Origin of the sequence: Sulfurimonas sp. ST-25 (genome assembly GCF_048079205.1) — a bacterium.
Taxonomy (GTDB): Bacteria; Campylobacterota; Campylobacteria; order Campylobacterales; family Sulfurimonadaceae; genus Thiomicrolovo; species Thiomicrolovo sulfuroxydans.
On sequence record NZ_CP182225.1, the window covers coordinates 1,351,208 to 1,367,655 of the forward strand.

A 16,448-nucleotide genomic window follows, 5' to 3' on the forward strand; every position below is an offset into this window, starting at 1 on the left:
AATTATTATAAGAAAGAAATTCAAAGTAGGAAATCCATGCCAACAATCCACGAAAAGCGAATGACTGCCAGACCCGAAGAGGAGTTCGTCGTCTTCCTGATCGGGATGCGCATCAACAAACCGTGGAAAGTCCACAAGTGGCTGCCCGTCGCGCTGGCGATGCCGCGGATGCTCAAAGAGCTGCAGGCGGACCCGGAGCTGGGACTGCTGCATTACGAGCAGTGGTTTGGGCGCACAATCATCCTGGTACAGTACTGGAAGTCTTTCGAACACCTGGAGCAGTTCGCGGGGCTCAAAGACGGGGAGCACCCGCCCGCATGGGCGCAGTTCAACAAGCGCGTGGGTTCAAGCGGCGACGTGGGCATCTGGCACGAGACCTATGTCGTTCGGCCGGGACAGTATGAAAACATTTATCACAATATGCCGCAGTTCGGGCTGGCGAAGGCGTTCGGTTTTGTCGAAGCGGAGGGCCGCCATACGACGGCCAGGGGGCGCCTGGAGGGCGAGAAGTAGTTAGATCGAGATCTCTTTGATGTCCGCGATGCCCAGCAGCGTCTTGTAGACGGAGGCGACGAGGGCTTTGCGGTTGTAGCGGACGGCTTCGTCCTCGGCATTGACCATAACGTTGTCAAAGAAAGCGTCGAGCTGCGGTTTCAGGCCGAAGAGCGCGTCAAGCTCCGCTTCGTAACTGTCGTACTCGGCGTCGACGACGGCTTTGAAGGCTTTGTAGAGCGCACCCTCTTCCACCGCCTCGAAACGGCTGAGGTCGATATTGAGCGGTCCGTTGACATCGAAGTCCTTGGTGATGTTCGCGACGCGCTTGAAGGTCGAGAACATCGTGGAGAAGCTGTCGGACTCCACGAAGCTAGCGACGGCCTTGATCTTCGCGTCGAGGGAGAGGATCTCCCGTTCGCCGGAGGCGAGAACCGCCGCGACGATGGAGGGGTTGACCTTGTAGTACTGGTTGACCCGCTCGATAAAGAAGGATTCGAGCTTTTCGAAGTCGATCCCCTCGTATTTGGCGCCGAGTTCGCGCAGGGTCGCTGCGATGTCGAAAGGCAGGTCGTGTGCCAGGGCGATGCGGACGATCCCGTTGACGGCGCGGCGCAGACCGAAGGGGTCGCGGGAGCCGGTCGGAATCTGGTCGACGCTGAAGAGTCCCAGAAGCGTGTCGAGCTTGATCGCGAGGGCCACGAGGGCGCTGAAGCGTGTCGAAGGTACCGGGGAGTCCTCGCCTTCGGGGAGGTACTGCTCTTTGATGGCGAGGGCGACTTCGTCCGCTTCGCCCAGGGCCTGCGCGTAGTAGTAGCCCATCAGACCCTGCAGCTCGGTAAACTCGTAGACCATTTCGCTCATCAGGTCGGCCTTGGCCAGTTCGACGGCGCGCTGCAGCAGCTCCTGGTTCATCTCGTAGGAGAGGCTGTTCTCCGCCGTCACGAGGTCGCCGTAGCGCTCAAAGAGGGCGTCGGCGATGTCATGCTCGCGGTTGATCTTGTCGCGCAGCGTTCCCAGACCGTCCATAAAGACGACCTTCTCGAGCCCCTCGGTGCTGAGCCCCTTGTTGAGGTCGTTGTCGTAAAAGAAGAGCGCATCGGCCAGGCGCGGGCGCAGGACCCGCTCGTTGCCTTCGACGACTTTGCTGAAGTCTTCTGTCAGGGCGTTGGAGACGACGACGAACTGGTTGACGAGCTTACCGTCCTTGAAAACGGGGAAGTAGCGCTGGTGCTCCTTCATGGAGGTGATGATGACCTCCGGCGGCAGGCGCAGGAAGGTATCGTCGAAGCTGCCCAGCAGCGGCGTCGGGTGCTCCGTGATGGCGATAACCTCGTCGAGCAGGTCGGCATCTACCTCGATGGCAATGCCGTGCTCTTTTTCAAGGGCTTCAAAAGCGTCGAGAATCGTCTTGCGGCGGTCGTCGGCGAAGAGCGTGACCGCGCCCGATTCGAGCAGCTCGAAATACTGCTTCTCGTCCGCGACCATCTGCGGCTCGAAGCTGTGCATGCGGTGCACGTAGGTGACCGGGGCGCTCTTGACGTTGAAAAGCGTCATGTCGACGTTCTCGCCCTCCATCATGACGTTGACCCAGCGGATCGGGCGGATGAAGCTCTCTTCGAGCGCGCCCCAGCGCATGGACTTGCCGAAGCTCAGGCTACGCAGCCACTGGGAGATCATCCCCTCGAGCAGGTCCTTGGAGGGTTGGCCTTTGATCTCTTTTTTATAGTAGAGGACCTCTTTGCCGCCCTTCTCCGCGCGGCCGACCTCGTCCAGCGACACGCCGCATTTGCGCGCGAACCCCTCGGCCGCCTTTGTCGGTTCACCGTCTTTATAGGCAATGGCAATAGGCGCTCCGAAAAGCTCCTCGGTCGTGTCGTCCTGGGCGGACTTGAACTCGCGGTGCCACAGTACGAGGCGGCGCGGCGTGTAGTAGAACTCGAACTCGCACATCAGCGCATTCTCCTCGAGCACCTTCGCCCACTTCTTCTCGATGTTTGCAAGCTCGCTCAGCAGCGGTACCGCCGGCAGCTCCTCTACCCCGATTTCGATCAATAGTGTCTTCAGCATATCTATCCCGTCGAATAAAAAGTATCGCGATTTTAGCGCGTGGCAGGTTAAAAGCGGATGATAGATGCCCCGCCCGGGGGCCATTGCCCGTTAAAACGGCACGCTCCCACCGTTTTTTTACGCAGGTACCCTATAATAGGGACACATTTCGCCATTGAAAAGGCCTAAACCTATGCTCGATTTTCTCTCCGCCTTCCGAAGCACCGTTATCGGGACCGTCGACGCCGACGGTTTCCCCTTCTCCTCCTACGCCCCCTTTATCCGGGACGATCACCGCTGCTACGTCTTTATCAGCGACATCGCCCGCCATGCGGCCAACCTCCGCCGGGAGGGACGCGCTTCGCTCTTTTTTATCGAGGACGAATGTAATGCCGCGAACCTCTTTGCCCGCAAGCGGGTCTCGCTGCAGTGCGAAACGCGCATCATCCCCCGCGCCACCGAGCGCTTCGACGCCGTCATGTCCCGTTTCAAGGAGACTTTCAACCCCGAGCTGATCTCAGGCCTGATGCAGATGCAGGACTTCAACCTTTACGAATTCATCCCTGTCGCCGGGGAAGCCGTTTTCGGTTTCGGCGAGGCATATACCCTCGGCGGGGAGCATATGGAGACCCTCCTCCCCCGCCGCGGCGGCGGGCACAAAAAGGGGTGAATCACGCTATGCTGTCGGTAAACGCAAAGGGGTGATATGAATTTCGACTGGCTGCACCTGCTGCTCTTTCACACCTTTGTCATCCTCGGCGAACTGATGGTCATCGCCTCGCTGCTGCATATGGTCTACCAGCGGCGCACCCCGGCAAGCATGATGGCCTGGATGCTCGCCATCGTGCTGCTGCCCTATGCAGCCGTTCCCCTCTACTTCGTCCTGGGGTCGCGCAAACGCCGATCGCGCTACCTCAAGACGGCCTTCGACATGCGCGAGACCGAGGCCGCCGTTACCCAGGCCAACCCCATCGACGGCATCCTGCGCAGTAACGGCATCCCCGGGGCGACTTCCGGTAACCGTTTGACCATGCTCTTCGAGGGGACGGAGGCCTACAGCGCCCTCCTGGAGCAGATCCGTGCGGCGCGGGAGAGCATCTGGCTGAGCACCTACGTTCTCAAGCATGACGCGGTGACGGCGACGCTTTTCGAAGCGCTCATCGCCAAACGGCGCGAGGGCATCGAGGTGAAGCTCCTCATCGACGCCCTGGGCTCCTGGCCGCTCTACTTTTGGCAGTTTCCCCTTCGTGCCCTGCGCAGCGCCGGGGTGGAGGTCTGCTTCTTCATGCCGATCCTGCGGATGCCGTTTCGCAACTACATCAACCTCCGCAACCACCGCAAGATCTATCTTTTCGACCGCACCACGGTGCTGACCGGCGGCATGAACCTCTCCGCCGAATACATAGGCCCCGATGTCGAACCGAAACGGTGGGAGGACCTGCTCTTTCGCATCGAAGGGCCGGCGGCCTACCACTACGCGGAGATCTTCGCCGCCGACTGGGCCTACGCCTCGGAAGCGGCGCCCCCCGCGCCGGGCACCCCCGTCCATACCGACGGCGATGCCTACGTGCAGGTCGTTCCCTCCGGCCCCGATGTGGCGGGCGACGCCCTCTTCGAGGCGCTTCTGAGCGCCGTCTACGCCGCCCGCGAACGCATCTGGATCGTCACGCCTTATTTCGTCCCCGACGCTTCGCTGATGCAGGCGCTCACCATCGCCAACACCAAGGGCGTCGACGTCAAGCTCATCACCCCGCGGGACTCCAATCACCTTCTCGCCGATCTCGCCCGCAGCAGCTACATGCGCGAGCTCGAAGAGGCCGGCATCCACGTCGCCCTTTACGAGGGGCCGATGCTCCATGCGAAGGCGATCCTTTTCGACAATCTCGGCGCCATGCTGGGATCGGTCAATATCGACAACCGCAGCCTGCTGCTCAACTACGAAGTCGTCAGTTTCGCCTACTCCGAACGCATCATCGGCGAGACCGAATCGTGGATGCAAAAACTGCTGGAAAATTCCACCACCAGCATCCGCCCCGCCGGGCGGTTCCGGCGGCTCGGGGAGAACCTGATGCGCCTGATCGCACCGCAGCTGTAGCCCCGCTTTTCCGGGCCCTTATGTATTTATTAAATCAGATATAATTTCTCTTATTTATGTTTTATTAAATCTTTGCAGGTGTACAATGCTCGCGTAAATCAAAAACAGAAGGAAATGCCATGCCAACTATCAACCGCTATGTCGACATCGACACTGTCGAGCGCGAAGCAAAAAAAGACTACATCGACCGCCACTCTCCGTTCATCCACTGTGACGCAACGGCGAAAAAAGGTGAAAAATTCCCGGTAACGGTCAAAATGGGTAACGAGTACACTCACCCGGACGATCCGGACCACTTCATCGAGAGCATCCGCCTCTTCAACGGCGAAACACTCCTCGGTGAAGCTTCTTTCACTTCCGGCATGCTCGGCGGACAGGATATGAAAGGTCACGCAGAAGTGACTTTCAACATCATCCCGAGCAAAAAGATGAAGCTGGTTGCGCAGGCGTACTGTACAAAACACGGCCTCTGGGAAAACGAGCCGGTCGAAGTCACAGTCGAAGACTGATTTCCCTCTCCCGCCGCGCCTCTGCGGCGGTTTTCTTATAATCCCCTTTTAACACCGCATTCACTATACTCTGATTCATGAAATCGTACCAGAACGCTGCGCTACTGCAGAACCTTTACCGGCTCAAAGCCCTGGGTTTCGACTACTGCGACCCGGTCATCGTCAACCCGCGCAACGTTGAAGGGGAGCTCCCCGACGATCTTGCCTCCCTGCAGCGCATCGTCGCGAACTGCCACCTCTGCGACCTGGCCAAGATCCGCCGCCAGAGCATGGTCGGTACGGGCAGCGGCGGCGCGGACCTCATGATCATCGACGCCTACGTCTCCATGGCCCAGGACGAGAGCGGAGACTACTTCGCCGGCCGCTCCGGGGCCTCGCTGGAGAGCATGATCACCAACGTCCTCGGACGCCCTACGGCGTCGGTCTACCTGACCCATGCCGTCAAGTGCAAAGGGGCCGGGACCCAGAAGCCGACGCCATCGGAGTGCAGCAGCTGCAAGCCCTACTGGCGCAAAGAGATCGAACTGCTCCGCCCGAAGGTCATCGTCACCCTCGGGCCCGACGCCTACCGCATCGTCACCGACGACAGCACCCCTTTCGAACAGGTGCGCGGGCACAAGATCGACTATGACAAAGGCACGCTTCTCGTGCCGCTGTACCACCCGCAGTACCTGCTGCGCAACCCGTCGCTCAAAAAGGTGACGTTCTTTGACCTTCAAAATATCAAGGCTGCCCTGTGAAAACCCTTCTGCTTACCCTGTTACTGCTCCCCGTGCTGCTCTTTGCCCGCAGCGGCATCGTCTCCGGCGTTCCCCTGCCCAAGACCTACGTGCTCAACCTCGACCCCTACGAATGCGACACCGACTGCCTCGAGGATCTCGTCGATCACGAGCAGTTCTTCTCCCTGCTCGCGCAGATGCCCGAACCGATCGAGGATGAGGAGCTGAACGAACAGCGCCTCATCTACGTCGCGCTGTTCAATATCGACGGGGCCGTCATCGGCACCGGGGTACGTTTCGCACTGCTCCTGCCCGAACGCGTCATCGGGCGCTACGCCGCATCCACGACGAACAGCGTCCTGGCCTACCTGCTGGGCAAAAACCGCGACTTCGAGCTCAAAACCTTCAATATCGGGACCGAAAGCCCCGATGACATCCGTGCCGGTCTCAGCGCCGTCAGCCAGGAGCACTTCCACTACGTCATCGCCCCCTTCACCAAAAAGGGCGCCGAAACCCTCGTACAGCTCCGCCCGCGCTGCAACGTCTACCTTCCCACCGTCAACATTGCCGACGTCAACGCCACCGAGCTCGAGGAGGACGACGGACACTTCTACTTCGGCGGGATCGACTACCGGGCGCAGATCGGAAAGCTTGTGGAGAACGCCACGCCGCCGCTGGTGATCTTCTACGACCAATCCGCCCTGGGCGAAGAGCTGAAAAACGCGGCGGAGTCCGCCTACATGGAGCGCTTCTCGGACGACGACCCCCTCAGTTACGAGGCGGCGGGCCGTGCCGTTTACGCCTACCCCATCGACAAGCGGACCACGAACCTGAAACACATTCTCGACCAGAATGAACGGCTCCAGCACGGTACCTTCCTGCTCAACACCCCGCTCATCAAAAGCGCGATGATCATGTCGCAACTGACCCTCTACGATGCCAACGCCACCCAGGTACTTGCAACGCAGATCGGCTACAACTCCATGCTCTTCGACATCACCCAGCCCCAGGACCGCGAGCACATGCTCGTCGCCAACTCCATCGGCAAGCAGAACGGGGTCCTCGTCGAAAGCAACAAGCTGCTGCAGAACGACATTGAATACGACTGGATCAACTACGCCACGACGCTGGGCGTCGACTACTTCTACTCCCTCGCTGCCGGAACGCCGCGCGAATATACGATTCCCATCGAAGATCATCAGGTGGCCTACCCCGTCACGCTCTACCGCGCCGGGATATCAAAGTTTGCGTTGCTGGATGAAGAGGAGGAAGACGAGGGATCACTCTTCGAGTAGGGCTTTGAGCTTCTCCCGCTTGGCGGCATCGAGCCGCCCGACCCGCCCGTCGGTCATGAGGTAGACCAGCCGGACATCGAGGGTAAAGAGCAGTTCGTTTCCGCGCCGTACGCTCTGATGCATCTGCAACCCCGTACCCCTTACAGACACGACCTCCGCGGAGACCTCCAACAGATCCCCTAGCACCGCCGAACCAAGGTAATCCGCTTCGATGTGCCGCACGACGAAATGGCCCCCTTCAAAGAGGGGCGACTCCCCCTTCGAGAAGAAGAGCTCGCTGCGGGCGCGCTCGCAGAACTTCAGGTAGTTCGCGTAGTAGACGACCCCGCCCACGTCCGTATCTTCATAATAGACGCGTAACGTCATCGTGTTACTTGTACATCAGTTCGTAGTACTCGTGGGCCATGCGGCCCGAATCGAACTTCGGAATAACATCGGACATCGCCCGCTTCATCATGTGCGTCCACTGATCGGGATGCTCATAATAGAGGGGAATGATATGCTCTTCAAGCATATCCATGAGGTTTTTGTTGTCCTCACGGTCCTGTACCTCCGTCGGGGTGCTGTGATCGATCGGCGGGATGGTAAAGGCGTTCATACCGTTGATGGCGAACTCGGGGTGCCACCCGTCATCGGTGGAGAGGTGCAGCGTGCCGTTCATGCTCGCACTCATCCCGCTCGTCCCGCTCGCTTCCCGGGAGACCCGCGGCGTATTGAGCCAGATGTCGCTCCCTTTTTTAAGCACCGCGGAGAGTTCCAGTTCGTATCCCGTCAGTACGGCCATGCGCTTGAACTGGTGGCTGATATGGATCAGCTCGTTGAAGAGGTTGACCGCGCTGGTATCGAAGGGATAAGGCTTCCCGGCCCAGATCACCTGGATGGGCTGTTCCGTCCGCTCGATGAGCGCCTTAAAACGTTCGAAATCGAGCTTGAGCAGTCCGGGACGCTTGTACTCGGCGAAACGGCGCCCCCAGACGATGGTGAGCACGTCCGGGTCGAACATTTTTCCGGTCTGGTCGGCAACGATATTGAAAAGCTGCCGCTTAAGGTGCTTTTTGCGGGCAAGCAGTTCGTAATCCTCGTGGCTGTCCAGAGCGGACTGCATCCCCTTGTCCGTCCAGAAACGGCGGTTCTGGGCATTCGTGATGGAGATGATCTCCGAGCGCCCTTTGCAGTTCGCCCACATGCGGTTTGCCACCTCTTCATGGAACTTGGAGACGGCGTTGGTCATCTTTGACGCCCGCAGGGCGCCGACGGTGAGGTTGAAGTTTTCGCCGTACTCGCCCGTGATGTTGCGCACTTCGTCCATCTCCAGGCCGTTAAAGAAGCCGAATCGATGCAGCAGGTGGATGTTGTGTTCCTCATTGCCGGCAGCTTCGGGGGTATGCGTCGTGAAGGCGACGTGCTGCTTCAGCTCTTCAAGCGAACCGTAGCGTTTGTAGAGTTCGTAAGCCAGTGGCAGCGAGTGTCCCTCATTGAGGTGGTAGACATCCACATGGTGCTTGAGCGACTCCAGCACCTTGACGCCTCCGATGCCCAGGACGATCTCCTGGGAGATACGCGTCTCCTCGTTGGCATCGTAAAGCTTGTGGGTGATGGTGCGCGCGAGGAAGTCGTTTTCGGGGATGTCCGTCGAGAGCAGGATCACCGGGGCCGAGGAGAAGATGTCCGGCGGCAGGTAGTAGGCCTTGATATAGACCTCCTCCCCGTGGATCTTCACCGTCGCGCAGATGCCGAGGTCTTTGAGGAAATAGTAGTGTTTGCGGATAAAGTTGATCTTGAGGCTGCGGTCCTCGTGCCGTCCCTGGTCGTAATAGCCGTAGCTCCACATAATACCCACACCGACCATGTTCTGCCGCAGGTCGTAGGCACTGCGCATGTGCGAACCTGCCAGGAACCCGAGGCCGCCCGAATAGACCTTCAGGGCCTGGTGAATGGCGAACTCCATGGAGAAGTAGGCGACGGGTTTGGCGTACTTGGGATCAAAATCGTAATCATGCAGGATCATTGCGATCAGCCTTTGTCTGTAAATGTTTCGTAAAGGATCACCTTGCCGAGCTCGACGCCCGGCTGGTCATAGGTATTGACCAGCAGCATCGCGCCGACGAGGGACGTCAGCAGTTCGTAGTAGATGATCATGGTACCGACGCTCGCGGCATCGATCTGTTCAATGACGATGCCGTCCGTCGGCACGCCGCTGCGCACGAGGCTTTCGCGGGTGGCGGCGCACTGGGCGTTGATGAGGGTATTGAAGCTCTTGCCGTTGATGAAATCGGTCTTTTCGATGTGCTTGAGCGAGATCTCGGGGATGACGAGCGGTGCGCCGAAATCCTCGATGCTGATAAAGGTGACCGTCTTGTCCTTCGGTCCTTCGATCAGCAGCTGCAAAAAGGAGTGCTGGTCCACTGAACCGATGAGCCCCACCGGCGTCATGCCGACGTGCGATCCCATTGCATCCACCTTGCCCAGCGATTCGCCCCAGAGCTGGACGTACCACTTGGTAAAGTTCTCCAGGTCGTTGGCGTAGGAGAAGAGGACGTTGACGGTATGTTGTCTGTCATGTTCGTAGATGAAACACGCCTTCTCCAGCAGGTGCTGCTCTTTGCCCTCGAAGAAGGAGCCAAGGAAGCTTCCCGCTCCCGCCAGCAGCGCCGCCGTGTCGTAACCCGCCAGCGTCAGCGGAATGATGCCCACGGCGCTGAGCACGGAGAAGCGGCCGCCGACGTTATCGGGGATGTTGAACTGCCCAAGGCCGTAGGCGTCGCCGAACTGCGACAGGCTTGACCCTTCGTCCGTGATGACGAAAACCCGCTCCCGATCCGCGCCGTCGAGCTCCAGACCGAAATGCGCGATCAGCGTCTTGAAAATGGAGGTCGTTTCGATCGTACCGCCGGACTTGGAGATGACGACGAAGAGCGTCTTCTCCTTCGTCAGCTTCGCCATCGTGCGAGTGATGTCGATGGGGTCGGAGTTCTCAAAAAAGTGCAGTACGCGGGTTTTGTCGCCCCGGGAATCCAGCAGCGAATCCACCGCCTTGATCCCCAGCGAAGAGCCGCCGATGCCGATGACGGCGATGTCCGTGATCGCGCCCGATGCCAGCAGGCTGTTCTGCGTCTCCAGCGCTTTGGCCGCTTCCACCAGTGTCTGGGAGCCCTCCGGAAGGTCGTAGTAGCCGATCCGCCCCTTGTGCTCTTCGGTGACGACGGCAAACGCCTCCTCCATCACCCGGTGCTGTGCCTCTGAACCCTCAAACGTAAAATCGCGATCAAAACGTAACATTATTCATTCCCCTCATTCTTATTCATATTAGTATAGCCCCATTCTGGCCGAAAAATCACCACCTGACTGCGCGACTATTGTGCAATCAGCTTTTTAAAGTAGACGACGCCCATCGGGGGCAGCGTTATCGCGAGCGAGAAGGGACGGCCGTACAGCGGCGTCTCTTCGGCATAGAGCACACCCTCACTTCCGATCTCCCACCCCTCGTAGGCCTTGGCCTGGGAATTGAAGATCTCCACGTATTCTCCTCCCTCGGGCAGCGCCAGCCGGTACCCCTCGCGCGTCTCGTCGGCAAAGTTGCAGACGACGTAGACGGTCTCGTCGGGGTTCTCGCTCTTGCGCATAAAGCTGATGCAGTTGTGGCTGTAGTCGGCGTCGTCGATCCACTCGAACCCCTTGCGCTCCACGTCGTGCAGGTAGAGCGCCGGTTCGCTGCGGTAGAGACGGTTGAGCTCCGCCATCATCTTCTGCAGCCCCTGGTGCAGCGGGAACTCCAGCAGGTGCCACTCGAGGCTGTGCCTGTAGGCCCACTCGGCATACTGGGCGAACTCCCCGCCCATGAAGAGCAGTTTCTTGCCCGGGTGGGCCATCATATAGCCGTAAAGCGCGCGCAGGTTGGCGAACTTCTGGTTCGTATCGCCGGGCATCTTGTTGATGAGGGAGCCTTTCATGTGGACCACTTCGTCGTGGCTCAGCGGCAGCATGAAGTTCTCGTCAAAGGCGTACCACATGCTGAAGGTGAGCTGGTCGTGGTGGTGCTGGCGGTAGACCGGGTCGCGGTGCATGTAGGCAAGCGTATCATGCATCCATCCCATGTTCCATTTGAACCCGAACCCGAGCCCGCCGACCTCGATCGGGCGCGTCACCATCGGCCAGGCCGTCGACTCCTCGGCGATCATCATGATATCCGGGTGCGCGCCGTAGGCCGCCGTGTTGAGCTGGCGCAGGAAGGCGACCGCTTCGAGGTTCTCGTTGCCGCCGTGCTCGTTCGGGACCCATTCGCCCTCTTCGCGGGCGTAGTTGAGGTAGAGCATCGAGGCGACGGCGTCGACGCGGATCCCGTCGATGTGGTACTTCTCCAGCCAGAAGAGCGCCGAACTGATCAGGAAGGCGCGTACTTCGTTGCGGCCGTAGTTGAAGATGATGCTGCCCCACTCCGGGTGATACCCCTGCCGCGGATCGGCGTGCTCGTACAAAGCGGTGCCGTCGAAGTTGATCAGCCCGTGCATGTCGACGGCGAAGTGCGACGGCACCCAGTCCATGATGACGCCGATGCCGTTTTGGTGCAGGGCGTCGATCAGGTGCATCAGATCCGCCGGCTCCCCGTAGCGCGCCGTCGCGCTGTAGTAGCCCGTCACCTGGTAGCCCCACGAGCCGTAATAGGGGTACTCGGTCAGCGGCATGAACTCGACGTGGGTGTAGTTCATCTCCTTGAGGTAGGCCACCAGCTCGTCGGCCAGCTCGCGGTAGGTCAGGTAGCGGTCGCTCTCCTCGACCTTCCGGCGCCAGGAGCCCAGGTGCATCTCGTAGACGCTGACGGGAGCGTCGTGGCGGTTGTGCAGCGCGCGCGTTTGCATCCATCCCCCGTCGTTCCAGCCGTAGCCGTCCAACTCCCAGATGCGCGACGCGGAGTTGGAGGGCACCTCCGCGTAAAAGGCGAAGGGGTCCGCCTTGTCGTGTACGATGTTATGGAACTTCGAGACGATATGGTACTTGTAGGTCAGGCCCGCTTCGACCCCCTCGATGAATCCTTCCCAGATCCCCGAGCCGTCTTCGCGCAGCCGGAGCGGGTGGCGCTGGGTGTCGTAATCGTTGAAGTCCCCCCGGACGCTGACGCGCTCCGCGTTGGGCGCCCAGACGGCGAAATAGACGCCGCGCGCGCCGTCGCGCTCCATAAAGTGCGCCCCCATCTTCTCATAAAGCTTGGTATGGGTCCCCTCTTTGAAGAGGTAGATGTCCATGTCACTGAACCGGGAGATATCGTAGTGGATCGTCATGTTGGCTCCGTTTATTGGTGGCGGCTGCTGCGCCGCCCGCCGATAATGCGGCAGTAGAGGTCGCCGTAGGCTTCGGCGGCGACTTCCCAGTCGAAACGCTGCTGCATCGCATTGAGACGCATCTGGTCGATGGCGTCCGGGTCCCCGTACCAGATCTCCGCCGCCCATTTGACGGTATTGCTCAGCGCATCGGGCGTCGCGAAGTCGAACTTGAACCCGGTACCGCTTTGATGGTCGTTTCCGTAATTCCGGATCGTATCGTCCAGTCCGCCCGTCGCACGAACGATAGGCAGGGTGCCGTAGCGGAGGCTGTAGATCTGGTTCAGCCCGCAGGGTTCGAACAGGGAGGGCATCAGGAAGAGGTCGCTGCCCGCCTCGATGCGGTGGGCCAGGTCGTTGCGGTAGCCGATGTAGCAGCCGAATTTGTCCGGGTACTTGGCGGCCACGTCACTGAAAAAGTATTCCGCCCACGTCTCGCCCGTGCCCAGCATCACGATCTGGATGTCCAGCTCCATCAGGTTCCAGATGGCCCCGGCCAGCAGGCCGATGCCCTTCTGCTCCGCGAGCCGTCCGACCAGGCCGATCAGCGGCACGTCCTCGCGTTCGGGGAGGTTGAATTCGCGCTGCAGCTCCTGTTTGCAGAGCGCTTTTCCGGCAAGGTCGTCAACGTCGTAGGTCTTCGGGATCAGCGTGTCGACCGCCGGGCTCCACTCGTCGTAATCGACGCCGTTGAGGATGCCGTAGAGCTTATGGGCGTTGGTGTCGATGAGCCCCTCCAGCCCCCAGCCGAACTCCGCTGTGCGGATCTCGTTGGCGTACTTGCGGCTGACGGCGTTGACGGCATCGGCGTGCACGATGCCCGCTTTGAGCAGGTTCACCCCGCCGAACTCTTCGAGTTCGTCGGCGTTGTAGTGTTCCCAGCCGACGCCGAGCACATCCATCGCCCCCTTGTAGAACTTGCCCTGGTGCTGGAGGTTGTGGATCGTCAGCAGTGTCCCGGTGTTCTCGAAGTCGGGATCGAAGGCGTAGGTCGTGTTGAGCAGCAGCGGGATCGCCGCCGTGTGCCAGTCGTTCGCGTGGATGACGTCGGGTTTGAAGCGCAGCATTTTGGCCAGCTGGAACACCGCCTTGGAGAAGAAAATGAAGCGGTTGTCGTTATCGCCGTAGGCCTGGCCGCCCTCGTCATAGAGCCCCTTGCGGCCGAAAAAGCCCTCATGATCGATAAAGTAGACGGGGACGTCGCTGCCGGGCAGCACCCCTTCGTACACGGCCGCCCACGCTTCGCCCATGCTTCCCATCGGCACGCCGAGGGAACCGTTGAGCTTTTTCAGCCCATACTTCTCGATATCAACGATGTAGTAGCGCGGCATGACAACGCGTACATCGTGTCCCAACGCGCGCAGCGCCTTCGGAAGCGCGCCCGCAACATCGGCGAGACCGCCGCTTTTGGCAAAAGGAACGGCTTCGGAGGCCGCCAGAAGAATATTGAAGGATGTCATACATTGCCTCTTGTTGGAATACGAAATGCCCCGAACACGATAAAGGAGCTCATTTTAACGCGCTCCCGCTGATTTTCCGGTACAGCGCGGTGTAGGATGCTGCGCTCCGGCGCCAGGAGACGTCCGCTTTCATATTGTGCGCCGCGACCCGGCCCCACCCTTTCGCGTCATTGAAGAGCCGGAGGGCCGCCGCAAAGGCGTCCAGGAGCGCCTCGGGGGTTGCGGCGTCAAAAGCGATCCCGCAGGGGCTCTGCGCTTCGGGGACGTAGGCAACCGGTGCCACCGTATCGGCAAGCCCGCCGACACGGTGCACGACCGGCACGGCGCCGTAGTGGGCCGCGATAAGCTGGTTCAGCCCGCAGGGTTCGAACAGGGAGGGCATCAGCAGGAAATCCGCCGCGGCGTACATGCGGTGGGCCAGCGCCTCGTCGTAGCCGAAGAAGAGGTGAATGTTCGGGTGTGCCTCCGCCGCCTTTTCGAAACGCGGGGCATACTGCGGCTCTCCCTCTCCCAGAACGGCGATATTGCACGGCAGCGACGCCATCTGCGGCAGTGCCTCGAGGAGCAGGTCTATCCCCTTCTGCCAGGTAAAACGGCCGATAAAGATAAAGAGCGGGAGTTCGGCTTCGCTGAGGCCCACTTCCGCCAGGTAGTGCTTCTTGTTTGCCTGCTTGCCCCGCGGTGTTTTATAGGGCCGAAAAAGGCTGCTGTCCGACTGCGGGGCGAAATGCTCCGCGTCGATCCCGTTCGCAATGCCGGTCACTTTGGCTCGGTGGTGCTGCAGATACCCCTCCAGACCGCAGCCGAATTGGTGGGTGAGAATCTCCTCGGCATAGGTGGGGCTGACCGTCGTGACGGCATCGGCGTACCCTATTCCCGCCTTCATCAGGTTGATCCGGTCGTAGAATTCGATTCCCTCGAGGGTGAAGTGGCGCTTATCCACCCCCAGAGCCGGGAGCGTACTTTTCGGGAACTCCCCCTGATACGCGAGGTTGTGGATCGTATAGACGGTGGCAGCCTTCAGGGTGTCGTCCTCTGCGATGATCAGTGCCGCCAGGGCCGTCTGCCAGTCGTTGAGATGGACGATGTCGCTCTGCAGACGCCGGGCAAGTTCCGTGATCGCATAGCTGAAAAGGCCGAAACGCTGCGCATTGTCGTCGTACCCCTCGCCCGGCGGGCCGTAGAGGTAATCGCGGTCGCAGAGCTGCGGTTCATAGACGAAAAAATAGGCGCGCCCTTCGAAGCGGCTCTCATAGACGGAAACGGTACGGCGCTCCTTGCCCAGCATGACGTCAAAGTAGTCCGTCGGCCCTTCGATGCCGAAGCGCTGCCGGTCCACCGTATCGTAGAGCGGCATCACCACGGTCACGTCGAAGGCGTCTGAGAGAGCCTTCGGGAGGCTGTAGCCGACGTCCGCCAGACCGCCGGTCTTTGCGAACGGGTACACCTCGCTCGCGGCGAAGAGTACACTCTGCTTACGCATCAGGTTCACCCCTCAGCAGTCTTGCCGCCGTTTCGGGGGCGACGGGGTTGATCATGACCTGCGTCGAGAGCTCGAACCCGCCGTGCCGGTAGAGCCGCGGCTGGATCCGGAGGGTAAAGCGGAACATATCGTCCGTCGTCGCATAGGGCGCCATGCCCTCGGGGACATGGAACGGGGGCGTGGCGATCTCGACGTTGAAGGCCAGGCATCCCAGCTGCCGTTCCAGCTTCGAGAGGACGTCCAGCAGCAGCGGTGCCAGGGGCTCGAAATCCTTCGGGCCGAGGGTGTCGATCTGGCCGCGCCGTTTTTCCGAGGCGATGATCACCTCGAACGGGTAGGCGCTTGCAAAGGGGCAGTATGCCGTGTAGCCCCCCTGCTCGGCGATGATGCGTTCTCCCGCCTGGCGCTCGTGGCTGATGATCGCCGCGACCAGCGGCGTGCCGTGCTCGCGGAAATAGTGGGCGCTGCGTTCATAATAGGCACGCTGCGCCTCCGGGAGGATCGGCAGGCCGATGAGCTGGGTGTGTGAATGGGGCTGGGTCGCCCCCGCATCACTCCCCTCGTTTTTGAAAAGGGAGATATAGCCGATACGGATGTCGCGGCGCAGGTCCGCCACCCGCGCCCCCAGGGTCAGGAGCCAGTCCACGACCTCCTGTTCGCTCCACTGCGTCATGGAGGTGCGGTGCTCCGGCGTGTCGATGATCACTTCGTGGGCCCCGAACCCTTCGTGGTATTCAAAAAGTCCGTAATGGTGCCGGTGGGGCGTCTCGATCTGTACGGCCTTGTAGAGGTTGGGAACGACACGGGTCTTCCACCCGGGCTCGTTAGCAAAACTCCCCTCGTCTCTCAGGGCGAAGATCTCCGGCGGCGTCAGGGATTCGTTCCCCTCGCAGAAGGGGCATTTGGCCACATGGTGGAACGCCTTGACGCGTTTGGGGATGCAGTCGGGACGGTGGAGCCGTTCGGGGGCGATGAGGACATGGACGTCGTGCAGCTTGTCGTACCGGATCTCAGACATTGCCGCCCCTTTG

General features: G+C 60.4%; 14 protein-coding genes. 6 read left to right on the forward strand and 8 right to left on the reverse strand.

What is annotated here, in order from left to right; translation table 11 throughout:
• The first annotated feature begins 60 nt into the window (after positions 1-60).
• Positions 61-513 (forward strand): DUF4188 domain-containing protein, encoded by a 453-nt coding sequence (locus ACM66T_RS06890; RefSeq protein WP_231018095.1) that lies wholly within the window; start codon positions 61-63, stop codon positions 511-513.
• Here ACM66T_RS06890 and glyS read toward each other — a convergent pair whose 3' ends face one another.
• Complete coding sequence (glyS, locus tag ACM66T_RS06895) at positions 514-2,562, reverse strand: glycine--tRNA ligase subunit beta (protein WP_416768190.1); 2,049 nt, start codon at positions 2,560-2,562, stop codon at positions 514-516. It lies immediately after the preceding gene.
• 172 nt (positions 2,563-2,734) lie between these two features.
• Here glyS and ACM66T_RS06900 point away from each other — a divergent pair, with 172 nt between their 5' ends.
• The 5 genes from ACM66T_RS06900 to ACM66T_RS06920 all read left to right on the forward strand — a co-directional run bounded on the left by ACM66T_RS06900 (position 2,735) and on the right by ACM66T_RS06920 (position 7,159).
• Positions 2,735-3,211 carry a HugZ family protein gene (locus tag ACM66T_RS06900; protein ID WP_231018097.1) on the forward strand — a complete coding sequence of 159 codons (477 nt, stop codon included), beginning with the start codon at positions 2,735-2,737 and terminating at the stop codon, positions 3,209-3,211.
• 36 nt (positions 3,212-3,247) lie between these two features.
• On the forward strand, positions 3,248-4,636 hold the full coding sequence (locus tag ACM66T_RS06905; RefSeq protein ID WP_416768192.1) for a phospholipase D-like domain-containing protein: 1,389 nt from the start codon (positions 3,248-3,250) through the stop codon (positions 4,634-4,636).
• Positions 4,637-4,755: 119 nt separating this feature from the next.
• A complete protein-coding gene (locus tag ACM66T_RS06910; RefSeq protein ID WP_345984370.1) occupies positions 4,756-5,145 on the forward strand; it encodes a class II SORL domain-containing protein in 390 nt (129 codons plus the stop codon).
• 77 nt (positions 5,146-5,222) lie between these two features.
• The gene (locus tag ACM66T_RS06915; RefSeq protein ID WP_231018100.1) at positions 5,223-5,885 is read left to right on the forward strand and encodes a uracil-DNA glycosylase; all 663 of its coding nucleotides are present in this window, start codon (positions 5,223-5,225) and stop codon (positions 5,883-5,885) included.
• Positions 5,882-7,159 carry a hypothetical protein gene (locus ACM66T_RS06920; protein ID WP_231018101.1) on the forward strand — a complete coding sequence of 426 codons (1,278 nt, stop codon included), beginning with the start codon at positions 5,882-5,884 and terminating at the stop codon, positions 7,157-7,159. The genes ACM66T_RS06915 and ACM66T_RS06920 overlap by 4 nt, the downstream gene beginning before the upstream one ends.
• Here the strand turns inward: ACM66T_RS06920 and ACM66T_RS06925 are convergent.
• The 7 genes from ACM66T_RS06925 to ACM66T_RS06955 form a co-directional block, all read right to left on the reverse strand.
• Complete coding sequence (locus ACM66T_RS06925) at positions 7,145-7,525, reverse strand: YbgC/FadM family acyl-CoA thioesterase (protein ID WP_231018102.1); 381 nt, start codon at positions 7,523-7,525, stop codon at positions 7,145-7,147. The genes ACM66T_RS06920 and ACM66T_RS06925 overlap by 15 nt on opposite strands.
• Before the next feature lie 4 nt (positions 7,526-7,529).
• Positions 7,530-9,167, reverse strand: a complete 1,638-nt coding sequence (gene glgP / locus ACM66T_RS06930; RefSeq protein WP_231018103.1) for an alpha-glucan family phosphorylase — start codon at positions 9,165-9,167, stop codon at positions 7,530-7,532.
• A gap of 5 nt (positions 9,168-9,172) precedes the next feature.
• Complete coding sequence (locus ACM66T_RS06935; protein ID WP_231018104.1) at positions 9,173-10,438, reverse strand: glucose-6-phosphate isomerase; 1,266 nt, start codon at positions 10,436-10,438, stop codon at positions 9,173-9,175.
• Between the two features lie 74 nt (positions 10,439-10,512).
• The gene (gene glgB, locus ACM66T_RS06940; RefSeq protein ID WP_231018105.1) at positions 10,513-12,435 is read right to left on the reverse strand and encodes a 1,4-alpha-glucan branching protein GlgB; all 1,923 of its coding nucleotides are present in this window, start codon (positions 12,433-12,435) and stop codon (positions 10,513-10,515) included.
• A gap of 11 nt (positions 12,436-12,446) precedes the next feature.
• Positions 12,447-13,934, reverse strand: a complete 1,488-nt coding sequence (gene glgA, locus ACM66T_RS06945) for a glycogen synthase GlgA (protein ID WP_231018106.1) — start codon at positions 13,932-13,934, stop codon at positions 12,447-12,449.
• 49 nt (positions 13,935-13,983) lie between these two features.
• Complete coding sequence (locus tag ACM66T_RS06950; RefSeq protein WP_231018107.1) at positions 13,984-15,417, reverse strand: glycogen synthase; 1,434 nt, start codon at positions 15,415-15,417, stop codon at positions 13,984-13,986.
• Complete coding sequence (locus ACM66T_RS06955; RefSeq protein WP_231018108.1) at positions 15,410-16,435, reverse strand: UTP--glucose-1-phosphate uridylyltransferase; 1,026 nt, start codon at positions 16,433-16,435, stop codon at positions 15,410-15,412. Before ACM66T_RS06955 ends, ACM66T_RS06950 begins: the two co-directional genes overlap by 8 nt.
• Positions 16,436-16,448: the final 13 nt, after the last annotated feature.

Bases quoted from the DNA above. Each gene is read 5' to 3' on its own strand.
- ACM66T_RS06890 (WP_231018095.1), top strand. From the start codon at position 61: ATGACTGCCAGACCCGAAGAGGAGTTCGTCGTCTTCCTGATCGGGATG.
- glyS (WP_416768190.1), bottom strand. From the start codon at position 2,562: ATGCTGAAGACACTATTGATCGAAATCGGGGTAGAGGAGCTGCCGGCG.
- ACM66T_RS06900 (WP_231018097.1), top strand. From the start codon at position 2,735: ATGCTCGATTTTCTCTCCGCCTTCCGAAGCACCGTTATCGGGACCGTC.
- ACM66T_RS06905 (WP_416768192.1), top strand. From the start codon at position 3,248: ATGAATTTCGACTGGCTGCACCTGCTGCTCTTTCACACCTTTGTCATC.
- ACM66T_RS06910 (WP_345984370.1), top strand. From the start codon at position 4,756: ATGCCAACTATCAACCGCTATGTCGACATCGACACTGTCGAGCGCGAA.
- ACM66T_RS06915 (WP_231018100.1), top strand. From the start codon at position 5,223: ATGAAATCGTACCAGAACGCTGCGCTACTGCAGAACCTTTACCGGCTC.
- ACM66T_RS06925 (WP_231018102.1), bottom strand. From the start codon at position 7,525: ATGACGTTACGCGTCTATTATGAAGATACGGACGTGGGCGGGGTCGTC.
- glgP (WP_231018103.1), bottom strand. From the start codon at position 9,167: ATGATCCTGCATGATTACGATTTTGATCCCAAGTACGCCAAACCCGTC.
- ACM66T_RS06935 (WP_231018104.1), bottom strand. From the start codon at position 10,438: ATGTTACGTTTTGATCGCGATTTTACGTTTGAGGGTTCAGAGGCACAG.
- glgB (WP_231018105.1), bottom strand. From the start codon at position 12,435: ATGACGATCCACTACGATATCTCCCGGTTCAGTGACATGGACATCTAC.
- glgA (WP_231018106.1), bottom strand. From the start codon at position 13,934: ATGACATCCTTCAATATTCTTCTGGCGGCCTCCGAAGCCGTTCCTTTT.
- ACM66T_RS06950 (WP_231018107.1), bottom strand. From the start codon at position 15,417: ATGCGTAAGCAGAGTGTACTCTTCGCCGCGAGCGAGGTGTACCCGTTC.
- ACM66T_RS06955 (WP_231018108.1), bottom strand. From the start codon at position 16,435: ATGTCTGAGATCCGGTACGACAAGCTGCACGACGTCCATGTCCTCATC.